General features: G+C 69.3%; 21 protein-coding genes. 10 read left to right on the top strand and 11 right to left on the bottom strand.

Annotated elements, in window-relative coordinates; translation table 11 throughout:
• Positions 1 to 21: 21 nt before the first annotated feature.
• Positions 22 to 861: a DUF72 domain-containing protein gene (locus JZ792_RS13155; RefSeq protein ID WP_216910430.1), complete on the top strand. Its 840-nt coding sequence runs from the start codon at positions 22 to 24 to the stop codon at positions 859 to 861.
• A gap of 162 nt (positions 862 to 1,023) precedes the next feature.
• Positions 1,024 to 1,536, top strand: a complete 513-nt coding sequence (locus tag JZ792_RS13150; RefSeq protein ID WP_216910428.1) for a nucleoside deaminase — start codon at positions 1,024 to 1,026, stop codon at positions 1,534 to 1,536.
• Positions 1,537 to 1,548: 12 nt separating this feature from the next.
• On the opposite strand, the gene JZ792_RS13145 is transcribed toward JZ792_RS13150, so the two are convergent.
• The gene (locus JZ792_RS13145) at positions 1,549 to 3,093 is read right to left on the bottom strand and encodes an acyl-CoA synthetase (protein WP_216910426.1); all 1,545 of its coding nucleotides are present in this window, start codon (positions 3,091 to 3,093) and stop codon (positions 1,549 to 1,551) included.
• 374 nt (positions 3,094 to 3,467) lie between these two features.
• On the opposite strand from JZ792_RS13145, the gene JZ792_RS13140 reads away from it, so the two are divergent.
• Positions 3,468 to 4,646, top strand: coding sequence for a TetR/AcrR family transcriptional regulator (locus JZ792_RS13140; protein WP_308165285.1), 1,179 nt, complete (start codon positions 3,468 to 3,470; stop codon positions 4,644 to 4,646).
• Between the two features lie 6 nt (positions 4,647 to 4,652).
• Here JZ792_RS13140 and JZ792_RS13135 read toward each other — a convergent pair whose 3' ends face one another.
• Together JZ792_RS13135 and JZ792_RS42930 are read right to left on the bottom strand one after the other, a co-directional pair.
• Entirely contained in the window at positions 4,653 to 6,185 is a 1,533-nt protein-coding gene (locus JZ792_RS13135; protein WP_216910417.1) for an aldehyde dehydrogenase family protein, read from the bottom strand.
• 1 nt (position 6,186) lies between these two features.
• Complete coding sequence (locus tag JZ792_RS42930; protein WP_216910415.1) at positions 6,187 to 7,803, bottom strand: GMC family oxidoreductase; 1,617 nt, start codon at positions 7,801 to 7,803, stop codon at positions 6,187 to 6,189.
• A 147-nt stretch (positions 7,804 to 7,950) separates the two neighbouring features.
• On the opposite strand from JZ792_RS42930, the gene JZ792_RS13125 reads away from it, so the two are divergent.
• Positions 7,951 to 8,973 (top strand): AraC family transcriptional regulator, encoded by a 1,023-nt coding sequence (locus tag JZ792_RS13125; protein WP_216910413.1) that lies wholly within the window; start codon positions 7,951 to 7,953, stop codon positions 8,971 to 8,973.
• A 4-nt stretch (positions 8,974 to 8,977) separates the two neighbouring features.
• On the opposite strand, the gene JZ792_RS13120 is transcribed toward JZ792_RS13125, so the two are convergent.
• Positions 8,978 to 9,448: a hypothetical protein gene (locus JZ792_RS13120; RefSeq protein ID WP_216910411.1), complete on the bottom strand. Its 471-nt coding sequence runs from the start codon at positions 9,446 to 9,448 to the stop codon at positions 8,978 to 8,980.
• Between the two features lie 414 nt (positions 9,449 to 9,862).
• On the opposite strand from JZ792_RS13120, the gene JZ792_RS13115 reads away from it, so the two are divergent.
• From JZ792_RS13115 to JZ792_RS13105, 3 genes are all read left to right on the top strand, one after another.
• Entirely contained in the window at positions 9,863 to 10,519 is a 657-nt protein-coding gene (locus JZ792_RS13115) for a GAP family protein (protein ID WP_216910502.1), read from the top strand.
• Between the two features lie 69 nt (positions 10,520 to 10,588).
• Entirely contained in the window at positions 10,589 to 11,809 is a 1,221-nt protein-coding gene (locus JZ792_RS13110) for a M14 family zinc carboxypeptidase (protein ID WP_216910409.1), read from the top strand.
• 78 nt (positions 11,810 to 11,887) lie between these two features.
• A complete protein-coding gene (locus JZ792_RS13105; protein WP_308165284.1) occupies positions 11,888 to 12,577 on the top strand; it encodes a hypothetical protein in 690 nt (229 codons plus the stop codon).
• A 7-nt stretch (positions 12,578 to 12,584) separates the two neighbouring features.
• Here JZ792_RS13105 and JZ792_RS13100 read toward each other — a convergent pair whose 3' ends face one another.
• From JZ792_RS13100 to JZ792_RS13080, 5 genes are all read right to left on the bottom strand, one after another.
• On the bottom strand, positions 12,585 to 18,668 hold the full coding sequence (locus tag JZ792_RS13100; protein WP_216910407.1) for a non-ribosomal peptide synthetase: 6,084 nt from the start codon (positions 18,666 to 18,668) through the stop codon (positions 12,585 to 12,587).
• 396 nt (positions 18,669 to 19,064) lie between these two features.
• The gene (locus JZ792_RS13095) at positions 19,065 to 19,832 is read right to left on the bottom strand and encodes a hypothetical protein (protein WP_216910405.1); all 768 of its coding nucleotides are present in this window, start codon (positions 19,830 to 19,832) and stop codon (positions 19,065 to 19,067) included.
• Between the two features lie 8 nt (positions 19,833 to 19,840).
• The gene (locus tag JZ792_RS13090) at positions 19,841 to 20,626 is read right to left on the bottom strand and encodes a bestrophin-like domain (RefSeq protein WP_216910403.1); all 786 of its coding nucleotides are present in this window, start codon (positions 20,624 to 20,626) and stop codon (positions 19,841 to 19,843) included.
• A gap of 157 nt (positions 20,627 to 20,783) precedes the next feature.
• On the bottom strand, positions 20,784 to 21,506 hold the full coding sequence (locus JZ792_RS42925; protein WP_216910401.1) for a Mut7-C RNAse domain-containing protein: 723 nt from the start codon (positions 21,504 to 21,506) through the stop codon (positions 20,784 to 20,786).
• Positions 21,507 to 21,551: 45 nt separating this feature from the next.
• Positions 21,552 to 23,573, bottom strand: a complete 2,022-nt coding sequence (locus tag JZ792_RS13080; protein ID WP_254189743.1) for a putative bifunctional diguanylate cyclase/phosphodiesterase — start codon at positions 23,571 to 23,573, stop codon at positions 21,552 to 21,554.
• Between the two features lie 219 nt (positions 23,574 to 23,792).
• Between JZ792_RS13080 and JZ792_RS13075 the strand changes: the two genes are divergently transcribed.
• A complete protein-coding gene (locus tag JZ792_RS13075; RefSeq protein ID WP_216910397.1) occupies positions 23,793 to 24,599 on the top strand; it encodes an SAM-dependent methyltransferase in 807 nt (268 codons plus the stop codon).
• A gap of 51 nt (positions 24,600 to 24,650) precedes the next feature.
• Here JZ792_RS13075 and trxA read toward each other — a convergent pair whose 3' ends face one another.
• Entirely contained in the window at positions 24,651 to 24,983 is a 333-nt protein-coding gene (trxA, locus tag JZ792_RS13070; RefSeq protein ID WP_216910395.1) for a thioredoxin, read from the bottom strand.
• A gap of 276 nt (positions 24,984 to 25,259) precedes the next feature.
• Between trxA and JZ792_RS13065 the strand changes: the two genes are divergently transcribed.
• Together JZ792_RS13065 and JZ792_RS13060 are read left to right on the top strand one after the other, a co-directional pair.
• On the top strand, positions 25,260 to 25,760 hold the full coding sequence (locus tag JZ792_RS13065; protein ID WP_216910393.1) for an Rv3235 family protein: 501 nt from the start codon (positions 25,260 to 25,262) through the stop codon (positions 25,758 to 25,760).
• Positions 25,761 to 25,834: 74 nt separating this feature from the next.
• Entirely contained in the window at positions 25,835 to 26,104 is a 270-nt protein-coding gene (locus tag JZ792_RS13060) for a DUF2277 domain-containing protein (RefSeq protein WP_216910391.1), read from the top strand.
• 13 nt (positions 26,105 to 26,117) lie between these two features.
• On the opposite strand, the gene JZ792_RS13055 is transcribed toward JZ792_RS13060, so the two are convergent.
• Positions 26,118 to 26,588, bottom strand: a complete 471-nt coding sequence (locus JZ792_RS13055) for an NUDIX hydrolase (protein WP_216910389.1) — start codon at positions 26,586 to 26,588, stop codon at positions 26,118 to 26,120.
• Between the last annotated feature and the right edge of the window lie 86 nt (positions 26,589 to 26,674).

Here is a 26,674-nt window from a genome sequence, read left to right as displayed (position 1 = left end):
GCGGTGCGCTAGTTTCGCTGTATGCGGCTTCACGTTGGATGCGCGATGTGGCGCCATGCCGCCTGGCAGGAGGGTCAGTTGCCCGCCGCGGAGGCACTGCGTGTCTACGCGGGTTCGTGCAACGCGGTCGAGGGGAACACCACCTTCTACGCGACGCCGTCGCGGCGGACCGTGGAATCGTGGGCGGCGCAGACGGATCCGGATTTCCGTTTCGTGGTGAAACTGCCCAAGCCGATCACCCACGAACGCAGACTCGTCGAGATCGACGCCGAACTGCGCGCGTTCCTCGACGCGATGGCGCCGCTGGGTCCGAGGGTGCACGCGTGGTGGGTACAGCTGCCCGGCTCGTTCGGGCCGAACGACCTCGGGGCGCTGGCCGGATTCCTGCGCCGCCTGCCGTCGTCGTGCCGGACGGCCGTCGAGGTGCGCCATCCGGCGTTCTTCGAGGACCGGCGCGTCGCCGAACAGTTGGAGCGGGTGCTGGGCCGGGGCGACGCGGAATGGGTCACCTTCGACACCACCGTGCTCTTCGACGGACTGCCCGGCAGCGCGGCCGAGCAGGAGGCCTGGTCGAAGAAGCCGAGGGTGCCGCGCCGCACCCGCGCGCTCACCGAATTCCCGATCGTGCGCTACCACGGACGCGACGACCCCGATCGCACGGTCGCCGGATGGGAACCGTGGCTCGACGTCGTGACCACCTGGCTGCGTGAGGGCAGGTCGCCGACGGTTTTCGTGCACACTCCCGACAACGCGAGTTCACTGCCGCTGGCCCGCCGCTTCCACGACGCGGTGCGCGAGCGGCTGCCGGAACTCGAACCGCTGCCGGAGCCGATCCCGACCGAGCCGATGACGCTGTTCTGAACCGCTGCCGCCGGACAACACCCCGCCGTCTGGGGAAGCGGCCGCCAGCGGCTCGTTCCCGAGGACGCGAGTCGGTCGAACGGTCGGGACGGATTCCGCCGGGCTACTGTCGAACTGTTCAGTCGGCACGTCATCGAATGCGACCGGGAACGGAGTGGTGCGATGGAATCCGGACGGGGTACGGCGACCGAACTCACCGAGTCCGATCTGCGGCATCTGCGCCGCTGCGTCGAACTCGCGGCCGAGGCGGTGGACGCGGGCGATCATCCGTTCGGGTCCGTGCTCGTCGCCGCCGACGGCATCGTGCTGGCCGAGGATCGCAATCGCGTGGTGAGCGCGAACGATCCGCTGCGCCACCCCGAGATCGAACTGGCCCGCTGGGCGCGTGACCATCTCGGCGCGGCGGAGCGCGCCGCCGCCACCGTCTACACCTCCGGCGAACACTGCCCGATGTGTTCGACCGCGCACGCGCTGGTCGGTCTCGGACGCATCGTCTACGCCGGTTCCTCCGAACAGCTCGCGGGCTGGGTCGCGGACACGGCGGCCCCTCGGGCCGCCTTCCACGCCCTGCCGATCACCGTTGTCGCACCGGGAATTCCGGTGCTCGGCCCGGTACCGGAGTTCGCCGAGACCCTGCGTGAACTGCACCGGCGGTCGGCGGGCCGTTCGGCCTGACCGGTCGCGAGGTCAGTGCACCTGACGGTCGGTGTCACCCCAATACTGTTTGCGCAGTTCGCGTTTGAGGATCTTGCCCGCACCCGACACCGGCAGTGTCTCGGCCAGTTCGATGGTGCGCGGAGCCTTGTATCCCGCGATGAGGCCCTTGGCGTATTCGCGGATCTCCTCGACGGTCACCGTGGTGCCGGGAACGCAGACGATCACCGCGTGCACGCGTTCGCCCCATTCCCCGTCCGGTACGCCGATCACCGCGCACGCGGCGACATTCGGATGCGCGGCCACGGCGTTCTCCACCTCGGCGGAGTAGACGTTCTCGCCGCCGCTGACGATCATGTCCTTGATCCGGTCGACCACGAAGACATAGCCCTGCTCGTCCATGTAGCCGCCGTCGCCGGTGTGCATCCAGCCGTCGCGGATCGCGGCCGCGGTCTCCTCGGGCCGGTTCCAGTAGCCGAGCATGACGTGATCGCCGCGCACCGCGATCTCGCCGACCTCGCCGCGCGCGACCTCGTTGCCCTCGGGATCGACGATGCGGACCTCGGCGTGCGGGGCCGAACGTCCGGCCGAGCGCAGCAGGCCGTCGCGGTGGTCGTCGGGTCCGAGCAGCGTCGCGACCGGCGCCAGTTCGGTCATGCCGTAGGCCTGGGTGAACCGGGCGTTCGGGAAGACCTTCATCGCGCGTTCCAGCACCGCCTGCGCGATCGGGGACGCGCCGTACATGATTTGTTCCACGCTCGACAGATCGTGTTCGGTGATCTCGGGGTGGTCGACCAGCATCTGGATCATCACCGGCACCAGCAGCGAACCGGTGATGCGGTGGGCGGCGATCACCTTCATGGTGGCGACCGGATCGAAGGCGGGGATCATCACGTGGGTGCCGCCGAGCGCGGTCTGCGCGATCCAGCCCGCGAGATCGGCGAGGTGGAACATGGGCGCCGCGTGCAGGTACCGGCCGTCGGGGCCGAACAGGTAGCCGGTGGCGATCGAACCGAGGGTCGACGCGAACAGGTTCGCGTGACTGAGCATGACGCCCTTGGGGAATCCGGTGGTGCCGCCGGTGTAGAAGAGTCCGGCCAGTCGGTCGCCGCCGCGCCGCGCGTCCTCGATCGGCTCGGATTCGGCCACCAGTGCCTCGTAGGACAGGGTGCCTTCCGGTGTCGGCCCGTCGCCGCAGTGGATCACCGCGGTCAGCCCCTCGTGGGCGGCGCGGATGGCGGGCAGCATCGGCGCGAAGGCGTCATCGATGAACAGCACGCTGGTGCCGGAATCCTGGAAGCTGTAGATGATCTCGGCCGGACTCCACCGGATGTTGACCGGATTGAGCACCGCGTCGGCCCACGGCACGGCGAGCAGGTATTCGCTGTAGCGGTCGGAGTTCAGGGCCAGGATCGCGACCCGGTCGCCTTCCCGGACGCCGAGCCCGCGCAATCCGCCCGCCAGCCGCGCCACCCGATCGGCCGCCTGCCGGAAGGTCGTGGACCGCTCCCCGTAGATCGTCATGATGCCGTCCGGATTCTGTTGCACGGCGCGGTGCAGGCCCTGGGTGAGGTACATCGGCGAATTCCTTCGTGTCGTGACGTAGCGCGGTGTGACGGATCGCGGGCGACGGCCGGTCGTGCAGTCTCCGCTGAAGTGAACGGTCCATAGTGTAACAGCGGTCACTGAATCAGTGCTGGCTTCGTGCATCGCCTCACTTTTCGCAAGACAAAGTCGATATATGCCACGATCATGCCGAAATCGGAACCTCATCAACTTTTAAGTGAATATGCAATAGTCGTACCTGACCAACTTGTCCGTGCGGATTCCCGCGGTGGGCGCGAAGGGGGCTCGGTGCGATCCGGCCGAGGCGCGCTGACACTCGTCCGTGGGCACCACGTCGACGTCTGGAATGATCGCTCGCTGCCGGGCGAGGATCGGAGGAGGAGATGGTGAGCACGGACAGCCGGGCCACACGCGGCCCGGCGCGCGGGACCCGCCCGGCGAACAGAAGGCAGCTGATCGTGCGCGCCGCCGAGGACCTGTTCTACCGCAAGGGCTATGCCAAGGTCGGGATGGGCGAAGTGGCCGAGGCGGTGGCGATCGGGCCGTCGGCGCTGTACCGGCATTTCCGCGGCAAACAGGATCTGCTCGTCACCGTCGTCGACGACGCGATGCGCACGCTGGAGCAGGTGCTGGCCGAGGCCACCCCCGACGACGTCGCCGAACGTCTGGCCGCGGTGTCGCTGGAACACCGCAGGGTCGGCGTGCTGTGGCAGCGCGAGGCCCGCCACCTGCCCGCGGAGCAGCGGGCCGAACTGCGCGAGGTCACCAAACGCATCGGCGCGCGGTTGACCGTGCTGATCCGCCTGCGCAGACCCGGACTCGGCGACGCGGAGGCGGGGCTGTTGCCCTGGTGCGCGCTGGCGACCGCCACGAGCGTCTCCTTCCACAGTCTTTCGCTGCCGGAGCCGGGATTCGCCGCCGTCCTCGCGGATCTGGTCACCCGGGTCGTCGACGCCCCGATCACCCTGCCCGCCCCGGCGTCGGACGCGACGCCCGCTGCGGGCCTGACCACCCGGTCGCGGCGCGAGGTGATCCTCGCCGAGGCCACCGCGCTGTTCGCCCGGCACGGATTCGCGGGGGTGAGCATGGACGATATCGGCGCGAGCGTCGGCATCGCGGGCCCCAGCCTGTACAACCATTTCGCAGCGAAATCCGACATCCTCGCCGCCGTCATGTACCGGGGCGACGAATGGCTGCGGATGGAGATGAACCGGGTCTTCGCCCGCGCCACCGACGCCCGCGACGGACTGCACCGCCTGATCGACAGCTACAGCGGATTCGTCCTGGAGAACCCGGATCTGATCCAACTACTGGTGTCGGAGACCGCGCACCTGCCCGACGCCGATCGCCAGCGCGCCCGATCCACCCAGTACACCTACATCGATGAATGGGTGCACCTCGCCGTCCAGGTGCACCCGGGCTGGGATCCGCTGACCACCCGCATCCGGGTGCAGGCCGCGCAGACCACGATGAACGACATCGCGCTCATCCCCAGTCTGCGCACCCGCGCCGGTGTCGACGCGGCGCTGCACGTCGTCAGCGCCGCGTTGCTCGAACTCCGGTAGTTCCGCTCAGCCGCGCCCGTGCAGCAGGTTGGCGAGGGTGGTGAGGTTCTTGTCGTTGGCGGCGGTGCGCGCGAAACTGGTCAGATTCATCAGACCGGGCATCCGCCTGCTGGCGACCGCCTTGGCATAGGTGAATTCGCGCAGCCCGTCCGGGCCGTGGATGCGGCCGAAACCGGATTCGCCGATCCCGCCGAAGGGCAGCGAGGGGATGGCGGCGAAGGCGATGACGGAATTGACCGCCGTCATCCCGGACCGGATGCGCCGGGCCAGTTCCTTTCCGCGCTTCTTGGAGAAGACCGTCGCGCCGAGTCCGTACCGGGAATCGTTCGCCAACCGCACCGCCTCATCCATATTCGCGACCCTGGCGATGGTGAGGGTGGGGCCGAAGGTCTCATCGGTATTGGCCAGCGAATCGCTGGGCACGTCGACCAGGACCGTCGGCTGCACGAACCGGTCACCGACCGCGCCGAGGCCGCCGATGATCGCGCGTCCGCCGCGTTGGAGCGCGTCGGCGATATGGCGGCGCACCACATCGGGCTGGCTCGGCATGGTCATCGGGCCGATCTTGGCGGCCGCGTCCGAGCCCGCCCGCAGCGGTTCCACCAATTCCGTGACCTTGTCGAGGAATTCGTCGTAGACCCGCTCGTGCACGTAGACCCGCTCGACACCGACGCAGGTCTGTCCGGCGTTCGCCAATCCGCCCCAGACCGCGGCGTCGGCTGCCTTGGCGATATCGGCGTCGGCGTCCACGAGCAGGGCGTCCTTGCCGCCGCCCTCGATCACCACGGGGGTGAGGGTGTCGGCGCAGGCGTGCATGATCTTGCGGCCGGTGGCGGGCGACCCGGTGAACGCGAGCTTGTCCACCCCGGAACGACACAGCGCCTCACCGGTCGCGCCGAATCCGGTGATCAGTTGCAGCACCGGCTTTTCCGGAACCACCTGGGCGAAGGCGTCGACCAGCCACGCGCCGACGCCGGGGGTGTACTCGCTCGGTTTGAAGACCACCGCGTTCCCCGCGGCGAGCGCGTAGGTGATGGAACCGAGCGGGGTGAACACCGGATAGTTCCACGGTCCGATCACGCCGACGACACCCATCGGCCGGTACTCCACCGACGCCGAGTGATCCGACATCACCAGTCCGGTCGATACCCGCTTACGGCCGAGCACCTTCGGCGCGTGTTTGGCCGCCCAGGAGATGTGGTCGAGCACCAGCGCGACCTCCAGCGCCGCGTCCGAATGCGGTTTCCCCGTCTCGGCGTGCACCACGTCGGCCAACTGATTGATGCGCCGGGTGATGACACCGGCCCAGGCGCGCAGTCGCTTTCCGCGTTCGGCGAAGCCGAGCCCGGCCCACCAGTCCGCGGCGTCCCCGGCCGCGGCGACGGTCGCGTTCACCCGCTCGGCGTCATCGATCGGGTAGGTGCCGACGACGTCGCCGGTGGCCGGGTCGAGGGATTCGAAGGTGGCGACCGCGGTGGTCGGCACCGAGGTTTCCGGTGCCGAGGTCGCGGGCGCTGACGTTTCGGGTGCTGAGGTCATGTCACTTCTCCTCGGGGTGTCGGTACAGGGCGGTGCGGCCGAGGATCAGGTCGGCGGCCTTCTCCGCGATCATGATGGTTGGCGCGTTGGTGTTGCCCCGGGGAATCGCGGGCATCACCGAGGCGTCCACGACGCGCAGCCCGTCGAAACCGTTGACCCGCAACGCGGTATCGACCACCGACTGCTCGCCGCTGCCCATCGCGCACGTGCTGACCGGGTGGTAGAGCGTCTGGGCGGTGGCGCGGATGTGGTCGGCCAGATCGTCGTCGGTGACGCCCGCGATCCGATTCGGCATGAAGGGCCGGTCCAGGTATTTGCCGATCGCGCTCGCCTGCGAGATCTCGATGACGCGCCGCGCTCCCGCGATGGTCGCGCGCATATCGATCGGATCGGAGAAGTAGCCGGGATCCATCTCCGGTTTCCACGCCGGATCCGCCGACCGCAACCGCAGCCTGCCCCGGCTCGCGACGTCGACCAGGGTGACCCCCGCGGTGAACATGGGCGCGATCGGCTCGCGGAAACCGTTGTCGTAGAAGCCGGTCGGCGCGATATGGATCTGTATGTCGGGCGCGGCGAGGTCGTCGCGGGAGGTGAAGAAGCCGCCGCCCTCGCCGACGTTGGAGGTCAGCGGCCCGCGGCCTGCCACCTGCCACTGCACCAGACGTCCCGGATTGACGTAGTCGGACAGGTCCGAGGTGCCCTTGGTGTACCAGAGCATCGGGACCACCGGATGGTCGTGCAGGTTCTCGCCGACGCCGGGCAGGTCCGCGGCCACCTCGATGCCGAACTCGCGCAGGTGCGCGGCCGGTCCGATACCCGAGAGCATCAGCAGCTGAGGCGAATTGATCGCGCCGCCGGACAGGATGACCTCGCGTGTGGCGTGGGCGGTGTGCTCGACGCCGTCGCGCCGGTAGCTCACACCCGTCGCCGTGGTGCCGCGCAGCAACACCTTCGTCACGAGGCTGTGGGTGCGCACCGTCAGATTCGGGCGGTCGAGCGCGGGACGCAGATACCCGTCGGCGGTGGACCAGCGGCGGCCGTTCTTGCAGGTGACCTGGTACCGGCCCACGCCCTCCTGCGTCGCGCCGTTGAAATCGTCGTTCGGCTTGAGTCCGGAGGCGACGGCGCCCTGCACCCAGGCGTCGGTGAGTTCGTGGGTGTAGCGCCGGTCCTCGACGTGGAGCGGGCCCTTCGCACCGTGGAAGTCGTCGTCGAAACGGGTGTTGGATTCCGAGCGACGGAAGTAGGGCAGGACGTCGTCGTAGCCCCAGCCGGTCGCGCCGTGCTCGTCGCGCCAGCGGTCGTAGTCGGCGCGGTTGCCGCGGATGTAGATCATGGCGTTCATCGACGAGCAGCCGCCGAGCGCCTTCATCCTCGGCCAGAACGCCTTGCGACCGTCCATGTGCTTCTGCTCGGTGGTCTGGTAGTTCCAGTCCCACTTGGTCTTGAACAGGCTGGAGAACGCCGCGGGAATGTGGATCTCGTCGGCGTCGTCCTCGCCGCCCGCCTCGAGCAGCAGCACCGATACCTCCGCCCGCGCGCTCAGCCGATCGGCCAGCACGCAGCCCGCGCTTCCGGCGCCCACGATCACATAGTCGAAGGAATCCTGTTCCGGCACCCGCGCCTCCTCCTCGATTCGCCGTGACCTGCGTCACGTCCTACTACTCAATGTACGACCGTGCGGTGCGGGATCCCAGGATGGGAGCGGACAGAAATTTGATAGATTAGGCCACGAGTTGGGTTCGGCAGGAGGGAGCGCACAACCGTGTCGACGACCACTCGCAGGGCTCCGAGCGTGCGACTGCTTGTCGATTTCGCGGCCGAGCACGGTGTGCCCGCCGAGCTGTGCCTGAAACGGGCCGGACTGAGCGTGGCACGGCTGGCCGAGGTCGATCCGGTCGTGTCGTCGGAACAGGAATCGGCGGTGATCGCCGCCCTCGTCGAAGCGCTCGGCGACCGGCCGGGTCTCGGCATCGCCGCCGGTGTGCGCTACCACGTCACCACCCACGGCATCTGGGGATACGCCCTGATCAGCAGCCGGACCCTGCGCGACGCGATCACCCTCGGACTGCGCTACCTCGACCTGTCGTTCTCCTACTGCGCCATCACCGCGCACGAGGAGGGCTCGGTGATGACCCTGGTCGTCGATCCGGAATCCGTGCCGGAGCCGGTGCGCCGTTTCGTCGCCGAACGCGATCTGGGCATCATCGGTTCGCTGCATCGCGAACTGGTCGGCCCGAGCGCGCGCACGCGCGGCGCGGAACTGGCCTATCCGGCCCCCGACGCGGGGCACCGCGAGGTCATCCGCCGCGCACTCGGACTCACCCCGCATTACGACACCGGCCGCTACGCCTACTCCTTCGATATCGCCCGCATCGACGACCCGCTCCCGCTGGCCGAACCGCATACCGCGGCCATGGCCGAACAGCAGTGCCGCGCGCTGCTGGAACGCCGGGTCGTCACCGGCGTCTCCGGACAGGTCCGCAATCTGCTGCTCGGCAATCCCGCGCGACCCCCGACCGGGGACCAGGTGGCCGCGTCGCTGTTCATGACCCCGCGCACGCTGCGCCGTCGCCTCATCGAAGAGGGGTCCTCGTATCGGGCGATCCTGGACGACGTGCGCCGAGGCGTCGCCGAACAACTGCTGGACGAGACGAATCTGTCGGTGGCCGAGATCTCCGAACGCCTCGGCTACGCGGAGACGGCGGCCTTCACCCACGCGTTCCGGCGCTGGACGGGGGCGCCGCCGCGCGCCCGTCGCGGGCAGCGGGTCGCAGGGGGCGCGTGAGCGTTCATTCCGGCGGGTCGGGCGCGGCGGGCGTTTCCAGGCACGCCGCCACCACTTCGAGCAGCACCGTGAGCGGCGGCAGCGGTTCGTCGGGCCGTGGCGAGCACAGCCAGTACCGCTCCTCGCGGGTGATGGGCCCGAGGCCGGTCGGCAGGATGACATTGGCCCGGTACGGGCCGGTGTCGACGCCGTACCGCAGCAGCGTTTCGACCACTTCGGGCTCGGTGACCCGGTCGTAGTGGGTGAGGAAGGTGTAGCGCGCGGGGTTCGGCCGGGCCAGCACGGGTCCGTAGAGGTGACGCTCGGGCATCAGCGCGACCACCCGGTCGCCGATCTCGCCGGGCGTATTCACCGCGGTGACCTCGTCGCTCAGCGGAAGGATCACGAAACCCGGTGTCGTGGAATGTGTTCCGGGTAGACCGCAGGATACGTACATTCGGGCCCACTGCTCCGGCGTCCGCGCCTCCGCGATCATTGCGGTCTCACCTATCCGCTCGCTCGTCCAGCTCTGTTCGCCGCAAGCCCGCCGGAGATCGCGTGCCCATCGCAACTTCCCCGCAGATACCCACCCGGCCCTCCGGTGGATATCTCCTCGTGCACACCTGCGTCGTCGTCGCACGCCGGGTTCGGCGTGGGACGACAATATAGCGTTCCCGCCGCCAGGCCGACAGCGATAACCTCGCGGTGGTCGGATCGACGCCGCGAATTCACCTGCCGCGTGTGCCGCCGTCATCGGCTGACCGCGAGGGCCGCTGTCTCTCATCCGCAACGTGTGAGGACGGCGCCCGATCCGCGCCCCTACCGTCGATGCCAGTCCGTGGCGACACGGTCGGCCCGTACCCGTGCCGACAGCACGGCGCGGATGTCGGAGCCCAAGGGAGTGGCGATGATCCTCGATGTGATCGGCGATGTGCTCGCACTGGCGATCGGTGTCGCGATCTCGCCGATCCCGATCATCGCCGCGATCCTGATGCTGCTGTCCAAGAACGCGGGCGCGAGCAGTATCGGATTCGGTATCGGCTGGGTCGTCGGCATCGTCGCGGTCACCGGCATCGTAATGCTGCTCTCGGGATCGATCCATACCGAGAATTCCGAATCGTCGACGGCGGTGTCGACGACCAAGATCGTGGTGGGGGCGCTGCTCGTCCTGCTCGCCGGGCGGCAGTGGCAGACCCGCTCGGACACCTCGGTGCCCAAGTGGATGCAGGCCATCGATCAGCTGACCATGCCGAGAGCCGCCGCCCTCGGTGTGGCGCTGGCCGCGGTGAACCCCAAGAATCTGCTGCTCTGCGTCTCCGCGGGAATCGCCATCGGCACCGGTGGCCTCGGCGGCGGGCAGGAGGTGGTCGTGCTGGTCGTTTTCACCGCGATCGCCGCGATCTCGGTCCTGGTTCCCGTCCTCGGCTACCTGGTGGCCGCCGACCGGATGAGCGGCGCTCTCGCCTCGCTCAAGAATTGGCTGCTCGCCAACAATCACGCGGTGATGGCGACATTGCTGCTGGTCATGGGGGCGGTGGTGATCGGCAAGGGGCTGCGCGGATTGTGAGCGGATTGTGAACAGTCCCAGCCCTTCTCGCGGCCGGGTAACATGATGTTCACACGAGGGAGGTCGGCGATGACGCTGCCGCGGGCGGTAGTCGCCGTGGTCTCGGCCTTGATGCTGGTCGCGACAGCCTCGGGCAGCGCGGCGGCCAGGGAACCGCTCCGGCCGCTGATGTGCGCGGGCACCGGTTGCGCGACATACGGGCCGACCTATTACGGCGGCTACCGCACCGCCACCGACATGCTGCGCCACGTCGACGCCGTCGGCGCCGCCTATCCCGGCATCGCCGCGGTGCACGACATCGGCGAATCCTGGTCGGCGAGCCAGGGGCGCGGCGGTCACCGGTTGCGCGCGATCTGCCTCACCGGTGTCGAACCGGGCGTCACCGATGCGGTCGCGGCGGTGGCGAAAACCGGTCTCGGGGTCTTTCGGCCCGCGGGCTGCGAGATGTCGACGACGAGCCGGAAACCCAGATTCCTGCTGATCGCCCAGATCCACGCCAGGGAGATCGTGACCGGCGAATTGGCTTGGCGCTGGATCGATTACCTGGCCGACGGTTACGGCATCGATCCGGTGGCGACCGAGATCCTGGACCACCACGAGATCTGGGTGGTGCCGGTGGCCAATCCCGACGGTGTCGACGTGGTGTCCTCGGGCGGTGACGATCCGAGATACCAGCGCAAGAATGTCGATTTCGCGCCGGATTCGTGCCGCGACGACACCGGGGAGGTCCGCTACTACCGCCAGGGCGTCGACCTGGAGCGGAATTTCACCGCGCGCTGGGGCGAGCCGGGCTCGGGCGCGGATCCCTGCGACGAGAACTATCGCGGCCCCGCTCCGGCCTCCGAACCGGAGACCGCGGCGCTCGAGGGCCTGATGTCGCGGATCTTCGCCGACCAGCGGGCGGGCTCGGCCGAGGTCGAGGTCCCCGATTCCGCCTCCGGTCTGGTCATCGACCTGCACGCGTTCGGCGACTACCTGCTGATCCCGACGGTGACCGCCCCCGAGGACGCCCGGCAATTGCGACGGCTGACCCAACGCCTCGCACCGCCCGGCTACCGGGGCGGCACCTCGGCGGAGACGGTCGGCTACGAGGTCTCCGGCACCAGTTCGGACCAGGCCTACGCCGCGCTCGGTGTGGCGGCGCTGGTGGTGGAGGTCGGCCCGCGCGGTGACGAACCCTGTCACGGTTTCCTGCCTGAGTACACCTGCGTGGATGCGCTGTTCTGGCCGACGTTGCTGCCGACCTTCGTCGAGGCCGCCCGCGCGGCACGTGCCCCGTACGTCGGGTAGCGGCCGTTGACCCGTCGTCGTCGCGCGTCCTACGCTGCGCGAGCAGACTGAAACGTGTTACAGAACGAAGGTGGTCCCGTGGCTTCGGCAAAGTTCGTCTTCGCACTCTGGGGCGCCCGCGACCCGCTGGGCCCGGTCCTGACCGAGGCCTGTCGCGCGGCGGGCGCGCGCGGACTCCAGGTGAATGTCGCCGACGCGGCGGTGGCGTCGGCGATGTTGCGCCTGAGCACCTTCGACCGTCCCATCGACGCCGTCGTCTGCCTCCTGCTGCCCGACGACGGTGACCGGGACGCGATGATCGCGGCCGTCCGCGCGTCGGCGGATCGGTGCGCGGGCTGGCTGGTCGAAGAACGCGTTCCCCTCGAACCCCCGGCGACCGAGTCGGGGGAGCGGACACCGGGTCTGGCCAATATCGCCTTCCTGCGCCGTCCCGCCGATCAGCCCTACGACGAATGGCTGGAATGCTGGCAGGTCCGCCACACCCGGGTCGCCATCGAGACCCAGGCCACCGTCGGATACGTGCAGAACCGGGTCATCGAACGCGTGACGCCCGACGACGGGGTCCGCGCGGGGGTCGGCGAGGTCGCGGCCATCGTCGAGGAACAGTTCCCGATCGAAGCCCTCACCGATCCGCACGCGTTCTACGGCACCGGCGGCGACACGGCCGAACTGACCGAGCGCGTCGCGCGCATGATGGCCAGCGTCGCGACCTTCGGCGCCGACCGCGATCTCGACGTGGTGCCGACCAGCCGTCACCGCCGGTACTGACCCGGGATCACCGCTGCGGCAGGAATCCCGAGACCAGGAATTCCCGGACGAACGCGTCGATCGCGGCCCGGTCCACCTCCGGGCATTCGATCCTGGTGTCGCGTAGCGCGTGCCTGCTGTTGTCGTCGGCCCATTCGAACTGCGCGGCGAAGACGTCGTAGTCGGCGGTGAGCAGCGCCGCGCGGACCAGGGAGTCGTCACCGGCGTCGTTGCGCAGCCGCGATTCGCGGTCGAGCGCGTCGCGCACGGTGTCCAGTTCGGCCGTCCGCACCGGTAGTCCGTGCTCGCGCAGACTGTCGAAAACCTCGCCGACCGGCACCCGGACCCGATTGACCAGGTGGTAGACCGTGTCCCGACGTTCCATGCGCGAGATCGCCACGATCGCGCGCGCCACGTAGCTCACCGGCACGATCGAGACCGTCGCGTCGCCGACCTCGGGGGCCATCCCGAGGACGGCCGCCGCGCGGACCATATTCCAGAACGAGTCGTCGGGACTGTTCACCCCCGAGCGTGGATCACCGCAGATGGTGCCGGGTCGGTAGATGGCGACCGGAATTCCCCGCGCGCCCGCTTCGCGCACCAATTCCTCGGCGGCCCACTTGGACTGGGCGTAGCCGTTGTCGGGGAGCTGGTCGGCGCGCAACCGGACCGACTCCTCGATATCGGCGAGCACCGGCGCGGTGCCGACCGTGGCGCCGATGGTGGAGACGTGGTGCACGGGCTTGACGCGGTAGGTCGTGGCCAGTCGCAGGATTTCCCTGGTGGCCTCGACATTGACCTCGCGCAGCCGCGCGTACGGATCGACATGGTTGACCCGCGCGCCGTTGTGGTAGATCACCTCGACCATCGCGGCCACGCGTTCGTAGTCGGCCGCGCTCAATCCGAGCCGTGGCGCGGCGATATCGCCCGGCACCGCGACGATCCGATCGGCGCTGTCGCGATCCCACAGCCGGAAACGGGTCAGTGCCCGCCGGATCCGGTCGGATCCGGCCTCGGCGCTCTCGGCCCGGACCACGCACCACACGCGCGCGTCGGTGGTGTCGAGTAGTTCGCGCAGCAGGTGCGCGCCGAGGAATCCGGTCGCGCCGGTGAGCAGGATCTCCCGCGGCGCCCCGGTCACCGGTCTTGCGCAGCGCGCGACGGTGATATCGGGGTCGAGTACGGCGTCGGCGGCCGCGCCCGCCACACCGACGGGGGCCGAGGATCCGGTGAGGAATCCGGCCAGTCCGCCGACGGTGGGGTGGGCGAGCAGCGCCGACATCGGCACGTCGCGCCCGAGCCGGGCGGTGAGCCGCTGATGCAGGGTGAAGGCGAGCAGCGACGAGCCGCCGAGCGCGAAGAAATCGTCCTCGACGCCGATCGGCGACACCGCAAGCACCTCGGCGTAGACCTCGGCGATATCGCGTTCGAGGTCGGTCGTCGGCGGCGCGCCGTCGCGGGCGGTGAACACCGGCTGGGGCAGCGCTTTCCGATCGAGTTTGCCGCTGGTGTTGACCGGGAACGTCGGCATGCCGACGATGGCCGCGGGCACCATGTAGCTCGGCAGCACCCCGGCGACCGACCGTCGCAACGTCTCGGGATCGACCGATCCGCCCGGTACCGCCACCACATACCCGACCAAACGGTCACCGCTGTCGGAGGGCTGGACCGTGACCGCGGCCTGGCCGACCGACGGGTCGGCGAGCAGCGCGGTCTCGATCTCGCCGAGTTCGATGCGATGTCCGCGCACCTTGACCTGGAAATCGGTGCGCCCCAGGTAATCCAGGGCGCCGCGCGCGTTCCAGCGCACCAGGTCGCCGGTGCGGTACATGCGTTCCCCGCCCGGATCGAGCGGATTCGCGACGAATCGTCCCGCCGTGAGCCCGGCTGCGCCGTGATAGCCACGCGCCAACTGGATTCCGGCCAGATAGAGTTCGCCGACCGCGCCGACGGGCACCGGCCGCAGCCTGCCGTCGAGGACGAAGGTCCGCGAATTCCATTCCGGCACACCGATCGGCACCGTGGTCGCGCTCAGATCGGCCGAACCGACCCGATGCTCGGTGATACTCACCGCGGCCTCGGTCGGCCCGTACAGATTGTGCACCCCGGCCGCGCTGATCGCGGCGAACGCGCTCGCCGTCTCCGGCGGCAGTGCCTCACCGATGACGAAAATCGCTCGCAGCGAGGCCAATTCGTCCGCCGACGCGTGCGCGGCGAAAACCGAGAGCATGGAGGGGACGAAATCGGTGAGTGTGATGCGATGTTCGGCGATCAACCGGCACAGCGCCGAGGGATCGCGATGTTCGTCCGGGCCGGCCAGTACCAGCGTCGCACCGGCCCGCAGCGGCAGGAAATACCCCCACAGCGACACGTCGAAGGTCGCCGGTGTCTTCTGTAGATAGCGGTCCTCGGGCTCGACCCGGTAGGCCTCGCGCATCCACACCAGCTGGTTGACGATCGCGTCGTGGGTGACCACGACGCCTTTCGGCCTTCCGGTGGAGCCGGAGGTGAAGATCACGTAGGCCGGGTGGTCACCGCGCAGCGGAGCGCGGCGTTCGGCGTCGGTGACGGGGCCCGCGCCGAATCGGGACAGATCGAGGGTGTCGACCGGCTGCGCGTCGGCGACGCCGTCCGCGACGGTGGTGAGCACACAGCGCGGTGCCGCCGCCTCGAGCACGTAGCCGATGCGTTCGGCCGGATGATCCGGGTCGATCGGCACCCAGCAGCCGCCCGCCGCCACGATGGCGTACAGCGCGACCACCTGGTCGATGGAACGGCGCATGGACACCGCGACAACGGTTTCGGGGCCGACGCCCTCGTCGATGAGCCAGCGCGCGAGACGATTCACCCGGGCCCGCAGCTGTCCGTAGGTCACCGAGTCCGCGCCGGACACCACCGCCACCGCGTCCGGGGCCGCGTCGGCCTGCCGTTCGAAGGCGGTGTGCAGCAGTTCGGGTGTCACGGTGATGTCGGGACCGGCCGACCAGGCACGCAGCCGTTGCCGTTCGGCGGGGTCGACGATATCGAGGTCGCCGACCGCCGACGCCGGATCGTTCGCGATCTCGTGCAGCACACGCAGGTACCCGTCGAGGAACCGATAGACCGTCGACTCGTCGAAAAGGTCGGTGGCGTAACAGAACCGAACGATGATCGGACCGGGTCCGCCGTCCACCCCGACGGTGTCGACCACCACGATGTGCAGATCGGTCTTCGCGGTGGTCGCGTCGACGTCGACGAAGGAGAAACTCAGGCCGGGCAGTTCCAGGCTGGCCTGGGCGAAATTCTGGAAGGCGAAGCCGACCTGGTACAGCGGATGGCGGCCCGGCGAGCGGACCGGGTCGACCGCGTCGACGATATGTTCGAACGGCGCTTCGGCGTGCGCGAAATTGGCGAGATCGCGGTCCCTGGTCCGGGCGAGCAGACTCGCGAAACTCTCCCGCGGATCGACCGTGGTCCTGGACACCGTCGTATTGACGAACATGCCGACCAGATGTTCCAGCGCGGGTTCGGCGCGATTGGTCATCGGCACACCGATCGCGATATCGGAGGTCCCGGACAGCCGGGACAGCAGCACGGCCAGCGCGGTCCGCATCACCATGAACAGCGTCGCGCGATTCGCGCGGGCGAGCGCGAGCAGTTCGCGATGCAGTTCGGCCGGGGCGCTGCGCTGGGCCGCCGCGCCGCGCAGCGAGGCCACCGGCGGACGCGGACGATCGGCGGGTAGATCGAGTTCGTCGGGCAGCCCGGCCAGTTCGGTGGTCCAGTAGTCGAGCTGACGCGAGAGCGCGGACCCCGGGTCGGCGCGGTCGCCGAGCACCTCCCGCTGCCACAGCGCGTAATCGGCGTACTGCACATCCAGCGGTCGCCAGCTCGGCGCCGCACCGGCGCGGCGCGCGGCGTAGGCGGTCGCGATATCACCGGCGAGCGGGGCCAGCGACGAACCATCGGCGCAGATGTGGTGCACGGTGAAGACCAGGACGTATCCGTCGGCGTTGTGCAGGAGCCCGATCCGCAGCGGCACCTCGGCGGCGACATCGAAACCGCGCCCGAGGATGTCGCTCACCCGCGCGTCGACGGCCGCCGGGTCGATCTCCTCGACGGCGAAATCGCCGAGCACACTGTCGGTGTCGAGCACTTCCTGCCTCGGACCGTCGGCGTCGGCGGGATAGCGGGTGCGCAGGGCTTCGTGGCGGGCGATGATATCGGCGAAGGCGGCCCGCAGCGCGGGCACTTCGAGCTGCTCCTCCGATACCCGCATCGCGAAGCCGATATTGTCCACGGCCGATTCCGTGTCGAACTGGTTGCGCAGCCAGAAACGCAGCTGCGCGGGCGAGAGCGGAACCCGGTCGGGCCGTTGCCGCGCGAGCAGCGCGGGACGGGCGGTGTCGAATCGCTGCGACTGGATCGCCTGCGCCAGCGTCGCGACGGTCGGATGATCGAAGACCAGCCGGGCCGGGATCTGGAGTTTGCAGGTATCGCTGAGCCGGGCCGCGACCTGGGTCGCGAGAATGGAGTTGCCGCCCGCGGTGAAGAAATCCGAATCCGCGCCGACCAGTTCCCGGCCGAGGACGTGCGCGAACACCGCCGCCACCAACTCCTCGCCGAGGCCGGACAACCGCCGCGTTGTCCGTGTTTCGGTGACCCTGGCCCGCAGCGCCGCGCGATCGGTCTTCCCGGTCGGGGTCAGCGGAATCCGGTCGACGACGGTGATCGAACTCGGCAGCATGAATCGGGGCAGCCGACCCGCGAGCGTATTGGCCAGCTCACCGGGATCGGGGGCGTGACCGGGTTCGGTCTCCACATAGGCGGCCAATTCGGCGTCACCGGCCGGGGTCCTGCGGTCGACGGTGACCGCCGACCTGACCCCGGGTAGCTCCGCCAGCGCGGCATCGATCTCGCCGAGTTCGATGCGGAAGCCGCGGATCTTGACCTGGTCGTCGCCGCGACCGAGGTATTCGAGTTCACCACCGGTCGTCCAGCGGACCAGATCTCCCGTGCGGTACATGCGCGCGCCCGGCCCGCCGTGCGGGTCGGTCACGAACCGCTGGGCGGTCAGATCGGCGCGGCCACGGTAGCCGCGGGCGACGCCGGGGCCGCCGATGTAGAGCTCGCCCGCGACCCCGATGCCCACCAGCCGCAACCGGGAATCCAACACCTGAAGTCGCGTGCCCGGCACCGCCGAGCCGATGGTCACCGGCATCATCGCCGTCAACGGCCCGCTCAGGGTGGCCGCGATGGTCGCCTCGGTGGGTCCGTAGGCATTGTGGAAACTACGGCCGCCGGATGCCCAGCGTCGCACCAGCGCGGGCTGGCACGGCTCACCGCCGACGATCACCACCCGCAGCGCGTCCAACCCGGCCGGTTCGATCGAGGCCAACGCAGAGGGAGTCAGGAACGAGTGCGTGACGGCGTGCTGTGCCAGCAGGGTCGCCAATTCGGCGCCGCCGTAGATGGTCGGCGGCGCGATCACCAGCGTCGCCGCCGACCCGAAGGCGAGCAGCAGTTCGAGAATCGACGCGTCGAAACTCGGCGAGGCGAAATGCAGGACCCGCGCGGTCTCGGTGAGACCGAAACGGGTGATCTGCTCGGCGCACAGCGCGGCCAGTCCGGTATGGGTGACGGTCACGCCCTTGGGCTTGCCGGTCGAACCCGAGGTGTAGATGACGTACGCGGGATTCGACGGCCGCGCCTGCGCGGTCTGGTCCAGGTAGGACAGCGGGTTGGCGGGCCGGTCGGCGGCCTCGGCGATATGGCCCGGATCGTCGAGGACGAGCCAGTCGATTTCGGCGGGCAGGGTGGGGTGGTGTTCGGTCGTGGTCAGGCCGAGCAGCGCGCCGCAGTCACGCGCCTGGAATTCGATGCGCGATCGCGGGAAACCGGGATCGATCGGCACGAACGCCGCGCCCGTCTTGACCACCGCCCAGATCGCGAGAATCGAATCGACCGAACGCGGCAGCGCCACGGCGACGGCCGATTCCGGACCGGCTCCACGCGACAGCAACATCCGGGCCAACTGCGAGGAGCGCCCGTCGAGTTCCCGGTAGGTGAGCGTCACGCCGTCGCACAGCACCGCGATCCCGTCGGGATTGGCCTCAGCCGCCGAGGACAGCAAACTCCCGAGAGTCGGCGTCGCCGTCGTCGTCCGCCGCCGCGCACGGTCCCGGCGCGATGACGCGGCCCGTTGAACTCCACTGGTCACGTTCTGTCCCGCCTCGTGCGATGAGCTGAGCGGGCCGATGTTATAACGTGGCCGTCGGGTAAGTCATCCCTGGGCGTGGCGGTAGCCAGCAAATCCCGGTGAACCGGGAAGTCTCGTCCGCGCTCTTCCCCGCGGACCCGAGTCCATGACAACCCCCTCGCCGGTGACCGGGTCGGCGTCCTCGCCGTGTCGGCCGAAGCCGGTCGCCGTGACGGCTACCGCACCGAGTCGGAATCCTCGACGACGTGGTGTGACAGGGATTCGGGCACCCCGGATCCCGACTCTCACGGCCCGACCCTCCGGCGGCGATCAGTCCACGTCGACACCGCGAGTTCGTATGTTCGCGCGCGGCGATCCGGTACGGATTCCGGCGACCACCGTCATCACCAGAACCGTGACCAGTTCCAGCAGATTCCACGCCAGCGGATCGGGTGGTGACCGCACGGTCTCCCGTGGACGGAACACGGGTGCGGAGACCGGGCGCACGACCTCGTGTGCCGTAGCCGTCGGCGCGACGACAGTCTGCGGCGCGACCGGATTCGGCACCGGTACGGCCGGATTCGGTGGTTCCAGGCGCAGCGGGATCGCGGGTTCCGTCGAGGCGGGCGCGGGCAGCAACAGCAGACAGGTCAGGACAGCACTCCCGGTGGCCGCGCTGCCGACCGCGGCGCTGCCGAGCCCGGAACCGCCCGAACCCGTGCCGACCAGGGCGGGCGTGCCGGATCCGCTACCTGTCGCGAGTCCCACCCCGATCGCGCTACTGCCCACCGCCGCGCTGCCGCCGCACGCGACCGCGACACTGCCCGGGGCGAGTCCCAGCGCTTCGGCCGAATTCGCGGGGACCGGAGCATCCACCGGGTCGCCCGTCGGCGTCGGTCCCGGGCCCACCGGTTCGAGCGCGAGTTCCACTCCGCCCCCGGCATTTCCGCTCGCGAGGTCGGGTGCGGCACTGCCCGACACCAGATCGCCCAGCGTTCCTTCCGCACGGGCCGTCGCACCGGACGCCAGCGCGACGAGCGCGCACACCGTGACGACCGTGAGTTCGCGCCCACCCCCGCGTGATCCGATCGAATCCATCGCGACCGCTAGCCGATCCGCGCGCCGGGCGACGGTGCGATCTGCTGGAAACGGGTCACCGCGAGTTCGTAGGCCTCCCGCGAGACGAGGTTGCCCCCGGAGAAGGGGTGGTCGAGATTGTGGATCTGCAACAGCGCGGACCCGACCACGACCCCGAGCAGTCCGATCATCACGATGCTGCGCGCGGTGACCCCGACACCGGACAGGGCGGGACTGAGCAGCAGCATCACCGTCCCGAATATCAGGGCGATGTAGAGGAATCCGGGCAGACCCTCGCGCACGTCGACGGCGCGATCCTGACGCGCTTGCGCCACCCGGTCCAGTCCGTCGACGGCGTCGGCGCGCGAATCCGCGACCACGGTATCGGCGGTCGGCACCGCGGATGCCGTGGCGCGCAGCGAATCCAGGGTTTGCTGTGCGGCCTCGCTCAGACTGCCGTCCCGGTCCATCGCTGCCCATTCGGCATTCATCACCTGCTCGGTGTAAGCCCTTATCCCGTCCTGGATCCGCCGCGCGTCGGGAGCCGGCAGCGCGTTCGCGGCCCAGTAGGCGTCGACCAGCGCCTGCGATTCGGCGATGGTGTGGGCGCGGGCATTCTGATATTGCTGCCAGCCGATCACGACGACGAAGGCGACGACGGCGGTGAAGAAGGTCTTGATCAGGTCCAATACCAGGGTGCCCGCGTATTCGTCGTCGGTCCGCCGCCACGACCGCGGCCGCAGACGATCCCCGGCGACGAAGACCGTCATCGCCGCGACCGCTGCGAGCACGGCGATGATCGAATACTGGGCCATGACAGCGGTCCACCCTTCGTCGGCGTCGGAACGTCCTCGGCGGACGGTCGTGATCAGACGGGTATTCGCCGCGGTGCGGTGGGCGGATAGCGGACAAGCCGTTGTCCGGGATCAGCTGTGGCGGATCGGGTTCCGAATCTGCCTCCGAGAAGACCGGTCAGGCACCGAATTTCGCCTCGGCGTTCGCGACGATCTCGTCCAGGCGCGCGTGATGAGCGCCCTTCCAATAGGCCTGACCACATTCCACGCACTGCGCGAAGGTGTCGTAGGTCTGTTCCGTACTGCCGGGCAGTTGCCCGCGCATGGACTCCTTGTCGGCGGCCCGCAGCGCGCCGTTGCACGCGGTGCAGCGCGTCCACGGCGCGAGGCGGGGAGCGAAACGGGACAGCACATCGTCGAGTTGATCGTCGGGCCGATGACTGTAGATATACGCGCCCGCGAAGATCTCGCGCCGCCGCAACAGTCCACGATCCCGGGAGAGCAGCACCCGGCGCTCGGTCGCGGACCGGGTGGCCAGCGCCGCGTCACCGATATCCGGGTTCTCGTAGGCCGCGTCGATACCGAGTAGACGCAACCGCCGCGCCAGCGTGCCCAGGTGGATGTCGAGCAGGAAACGCAGTGGTTCGGCGCGTCGCTGCGGACGCGTCACCGCGAGTACGGAGATCGCCTGCCCCGCGATCGGAACGTGCGCGGGGATGACCGCGCGACCGTCGACCAGCAGCGCGCCGACCTCGGTGAGCGGCACCCCGAGCGCTTCGACCAGATGTCCGAGTGTCGATACGCCGTCGATCCGTACGGTGGATCGCCCACCCCTGCGTGCCGCTGCGATGAACAGGTCCTGTTCGGGCGCGAAGTCGATGGTGATCTCCCCGGCGTTCACCCGGTCAGCATGCCAGTGCGCGGCCCCCCGCGCCCAGTGCGTTTCTCATCGCGGGTGCCGGGAACCGTCGATCGCGGGCTCGGCGAGCAGGTCGGTGATCCGGTGCGCGGGCATCGGCCGGTGGAAATGCCACCCCTGCGCGGTGTCGCACCCCAGGTTGCGCAGGCGTTCGGCCTGGTAGGCGGTTTCCACGCATTCGGCGGTGACGGTCAGTCCGAGCGCGTGGGTGAGCCCGATGATGGTCTCCAGCACGAGCAGATCGGTGCGATTCACCGTCTCCGGGGTGCGGATGCGCTGCACGAAAGGGCCCGCGAGTTTGACCACGTGCAGCGGAAGTTGGCCGAGATAGGCCAGATTGGAGTAGCCGGTGCCGAAATCGTCGATCGCGATGCGGACGCCGGTCTCGGACAGGGTGCGCAGTGCTTGCAGCGGAAGCCCTTCGGCCTCCATGAAGGTGCGTTCGGTCAGTTCCAGTTGTAATCGGTCCGGCGGGATGCCGGTCTCGGCGATCATCCGCTGTACCCGGCCGAGCCAGGTGGGATCGGCCACCTCCGAGGCGGAGACGTTCACGCTGACCGTCGGTGTGTGCTCGGGGAACAGATCGTGCCAGCGCTTGCTGTCGCGGCAGGCCAGTTCGAGGACGAGCGCGCCGAGTGCGTCGATATGACCGTTGTCCTCGGCGAGATCCACGAACCGGCCCGGGGGTAGCACCCCGAGTTCGGGATGCCGCCAGCGCACCAGCGCCTCCACCGCGACCAGGCGCTCGTCGCCGAGGCCGACGATCGGCTGGTAGTCGAGGAAGAATTCACCCCGGGTGAAAGACGCGGGCATGGCGGCGGAGAGTTCGGCCTTGGTGTTCTCGCGCCTGCCCCGGTCGGCGTCGAAAACCGAATAGCGGTCGCGGCCCGCCGCTTTCGCCCAGTACATGGTGGTGTCGGCGGCCTGGAGCAGTTCGTCCGCGGTCCGGTGCTGTCCGCGGTCCTCGATCACGCCGATACTCGCGGTGATCGTGAGGTGATTGCCGTGGATGTCGAAAGGCCGTGCCAGCGCGTCGAGTACGGTGCGGGCCAATCCGGCGACCTCGCCGAGGTTGCGGGGATGCGGTATCAGGACGACGAATTCGTCGCCGCCCATCCGGGCGACCAGATGTTCGGGTAGCGAGGCGCAGGCACTCAGCCGGGCGGCGGCCTGGACGAGCAGTTCGTCGCCCGCCGCGTGACCGAAAGTGTCGTTGACGCTCTTGAAATGGTCGAGATCGACGTAGCAGAGTCCGACGCGCGCGGACGGGTCGGCGAACGCGACGCTGAGCGCGTCGAAGAACCTCGAACGGTTCGGCAGTCCGGTGAGCTGGTCGTGGTGGGCCCGGTAGTGCAGCCGTTCGCGCAGCGCGCGGCGTTCGGAGATGTCCTCGACCAGGACCAGGGTGTACTGCGGCTCGCCGTCCGCGTCGCGGATCAGCGAGACGTTGAGATTGGTCCACACCGCGTGCCCGAGGCGGTGGCTGTAGGCCTTCTCCACCTGGACGTTGTCGTGTTCGCCGCGGATCAGCGAGGCGTAGAGATCCCACATCTCGGGCGGATCGTCGGGATGGGTGAGTTCGGGGACCGCCATCGCGCACATCTCGGCGGGTTCGTAGCCGAGCATATGGGCGAACGCGGCGTTGACCTCGATGATCCGGCCCGACATATCGGATATGCCGGTACCGACCCCGGCCTGGGCGAATACCGCGCGCAGCCTGGCCTCGCTGTCGCGCAGCCGTGCCTCGGTGGCGCGACGCGCCGCGATCTCGGCGGCCCTGACACTCTCCTGCTCGGTCAGCAGCCAGGCGCGGAAAGCGCGCAGGTAGCCGGTGGTGAACGCGGCGAGCAGTTCCGAGGCGTCCGCGCCGAAATACCCACCGAGTACCGCGACGCTGCGTCCGAGTACCTCGCTGCCGACGAAACGCGATCCGGCCAGGCGCGCGCCCACCGCCTCGACCCGGTCGACGGGCAGCGGTGAGCTGCTCGCGGCATCGCCGAGTTCGCCGGCCAGCTCGGTGAGCAGCAGCTGCGCTTGCGCCGTACTCATCGGCACGATGTGATCGCGGGCCCCCTCTCGGAGGGCAGCGATCCATCGGTCGGCGAGATCGGCGTGCGGGCCGACAGGATGTGGTGCGGGCCCGGCATCCCAACCCATGAGGCCTGATACTAGTGGACGAAGCCCGCATCGTGGCGAGCTGGGATACGATGGCCACGCCGAGACGGCTTGTCGGCGAAACAAGGTCGGTGCGAGAGGATTTGGGGATCCATGACCAGACCGAGTTGGGCTCCGGAGGGGATCGACCTGGAGAGGCCCAGCGCATCCCGCGTGTACGACTACTTCATCGGCGGGCTGCACAACTTCGAGATCGACCGGGTGCTGGCGGAGCAGATCGCCGCGTTCAGCCCGAGTATCGCCGAGACGATGCGCGCCAATCGGGAGTTGTTGCGGCGCTGTGTGCGCTTCCTCGCCGAAAGCGGTATCGACCAGTTCCTCGACATCGGCTCGGGGATTCCCACCGTCGGCAACGTGCACGAGGTCGCGCACGCGGTGAATCCCTCCGCGCGTGTCGTCTACGTCGACATCGACCCGGTCGCCGTCGCCCACAGCAGCGCCATCCTCGACGGTGACCCGAATGCCGCCGTCATCCACGCCGACGCCGCGCAGCCCGCGAAGATCCTGGCCGATCCGCAGGTGCGCACGCTGATCGACTTCGAGAAACCCGTCGCCGTCCTGCTGCTCGGTGTCCTGCATTTCCTCGCCGACGACGCCGATCCGGCCGGGTGTGTCGTGGCACTGCGCGAGGCTGTCGCGCCCGGCAGCTATCTGGCGATCACCCACGCCACCCTCGACGGTCAGCCCGCCGAGGTGCTCGAGGCGCAGAAGCTGTCCGGGCGCACCTCCACCGAGATCATCCTGCGCACCCACGAGCAGATCTCGACGTATTTCGACGGCTGGACGCTGCTCGAACCGGGTGTGGTGCACCTGCCGCTGTGGCGTCCGGAGGATCCGGCCGACGTGGGCGAGAACCCGTGGGAATCGGGCGCGTTCGGCGGACTCGCGCGCAAGGACTGATCCGCTCGCCCGCGCCTTGGGAACCCGTCGGGATCTCGACTCGTCGGGATCTCAGAGCACTTCGTCGAGATCGGCCATCAGGCGTCGCTTGGCACGCGCGCCCACGGTGGTCTGCACCGCACGGCCGTCGCGGAACACCATGAGGGTCGGCATGGACAGGACCCGGTACGCGGCGGCGGTCTCGGGATTCGCGTCGACGTCGAGCGCCACCACCTTCACACGGTCGGCCTGTTCCTCGGCGATCTCGGCGAGGACGGGGGCGATCATCCGGCACGGCGGGCACCACGACGCGGTGAATTCCACCAGTACCGGAAGTTCGGATTCGAGGACCTCCCCGGCGAAGGTCGCGTCGGTGACCGCCGTGACGGCATCGGTTCGCATCATGATGACTCCCGCATTCCACTGTCGGCGCGGCATTTCCGCGCCTCGCCTCCGACGCTAGGGCTTGACGTCGAGGTCAAGGCAAGAGCTTTTCGGAATCGTCGCTGGTCGTCGACGTGAGCGCGTAGGGTGACCACGCGGAAAGGGGCGACCGGTCGGGTGGCGATTCGGGTAGTCGACTACTCGTGCCCGTCGTGCGAACCCACCGCAGAATCGGCGCGATCACACAGGGGCCCGGGCGGCGAGCCGATCGGGCGCGGTCCGAATCAGGGGAATCCGATGACCGAGAGCGATGGGGCGCTGACGTCTGCCCCGAGTTTCGAACCACCACTGCGCGAGGCGGAGATCCGCGCCGCGCCGGGGACGCCCGCACGGCACGGTCGGACAATGCCGTGCCACGGGGCGACGGTGCGCCGCACCGCGCGTCAACGGGTGCTGCCCGCACGCACCGTCGGCGAGGGCCACACCTCGGCCAGGAAATTCGCCGAACGCGCGCTGCGCACCGTCCTCGAAGTGCTCGACCATCGCAGACCCGCGGGCCAACTGGCCGCCGTCGCTCATCCGCCGGTGGTGGCGGCCCTGCGCGGCATGGTCGGCGGCGACCGGGTCCCGTTCCGCGAACTCGGCGTCGCCGTGCTGGCCCGGGTGGACATCTCCATGGTCGACCCGGCCACCGCCGAGGTCTACGCGCGCTATCACCGAGGCTCCCGCCATTTCGCGGTGGCCGCCCGGATCACCTGCGCCCGCGACGGCTGGCGGCTGGCCGCGCTGCACGTCTGACGCGCGCGGCGAGTTCCGCGCCGGACCTGCCGCGAGCGGGGGCGAGCCCGCCGCGACCGCGCTAGCCTCGGGGTATGTGCCGAAATATCACCCCGTTGCGCGGGCTGGAGCCCGCAGCGACGTCCGAGGAAGTCACCGCGGCGGCCCTCCAGTACGTCCGCAAGGTCGGTGGGTTGTCGAGTATCTCCGAGGCCACGCGCCCGGCCGTGGACGAGGCCGTCGCGGAGATCGCCGAGGCCACGCAGCGACTGCTCGCCCGATTGCCCGAACGGAAGGTTCCGCCCAAGACGATCCCGCCGCTGCGCAGGCCCGAGGTCCAGGCCAGGATCCACGCACACGACTGATCCGGGCGTTCGCTCACGCCGGTTCGAACCAGGTCGGCTCGTCGGCCAGCGCCTGATCGACGCGGAACCGGTCGTGCGCGGCGAGGTCGGGCATGGCCGAGGGCGCGAACCAGCCGACCTCCAGTGACTCGTCGTCGTTGACCCTCGCCTCGCCGCCGACGGCGAGACAGCGCACGGTGACGTCCATGAACTGACAGATGTCGCCGTTGGGGTAGGTGTGCGGCGGCAGGGCCCGCACCAGCACGATCCGTTCGACGACGCAGCGCACCGCGGTCTCCTCGTAGACCTCGCGCACCGCGCACGCCGCGGGCTGTTCACCCGGTTCCGGCATCCCGGCGATCACCGCCCATCGACCGGAATCCGAGCGCCTGCCCAGCAGAATGCGACCGGCGTCGTCGAAGACCACCGCGGAGACCCCGGGCAGCCAGAGCAGTTGCTTTCCCGCGCTGGCGCGCAGGGTGTGGACGAAATCGGGCGTTGCCATGGCATCGACCATAGGCACCGGCACGAATCCGCAGGACAACGGCGGTGATCGCCTCCGAACCGGCACGACGGCGGTACGTTGCAGTA

The organism is Nocardia noduli, assembly GCF_019038455.1.
In the GTDB taxonomy this organism is placed as follows: Bacteria; Actinomycetota; Actinomycetes; order Mycobacteriales; family Mycobacteriaceae; genus Nocardia; species Nocardia noduli.
This window is presented reverse-complemented; position numbering and strand designations above follow the sequence as displayed.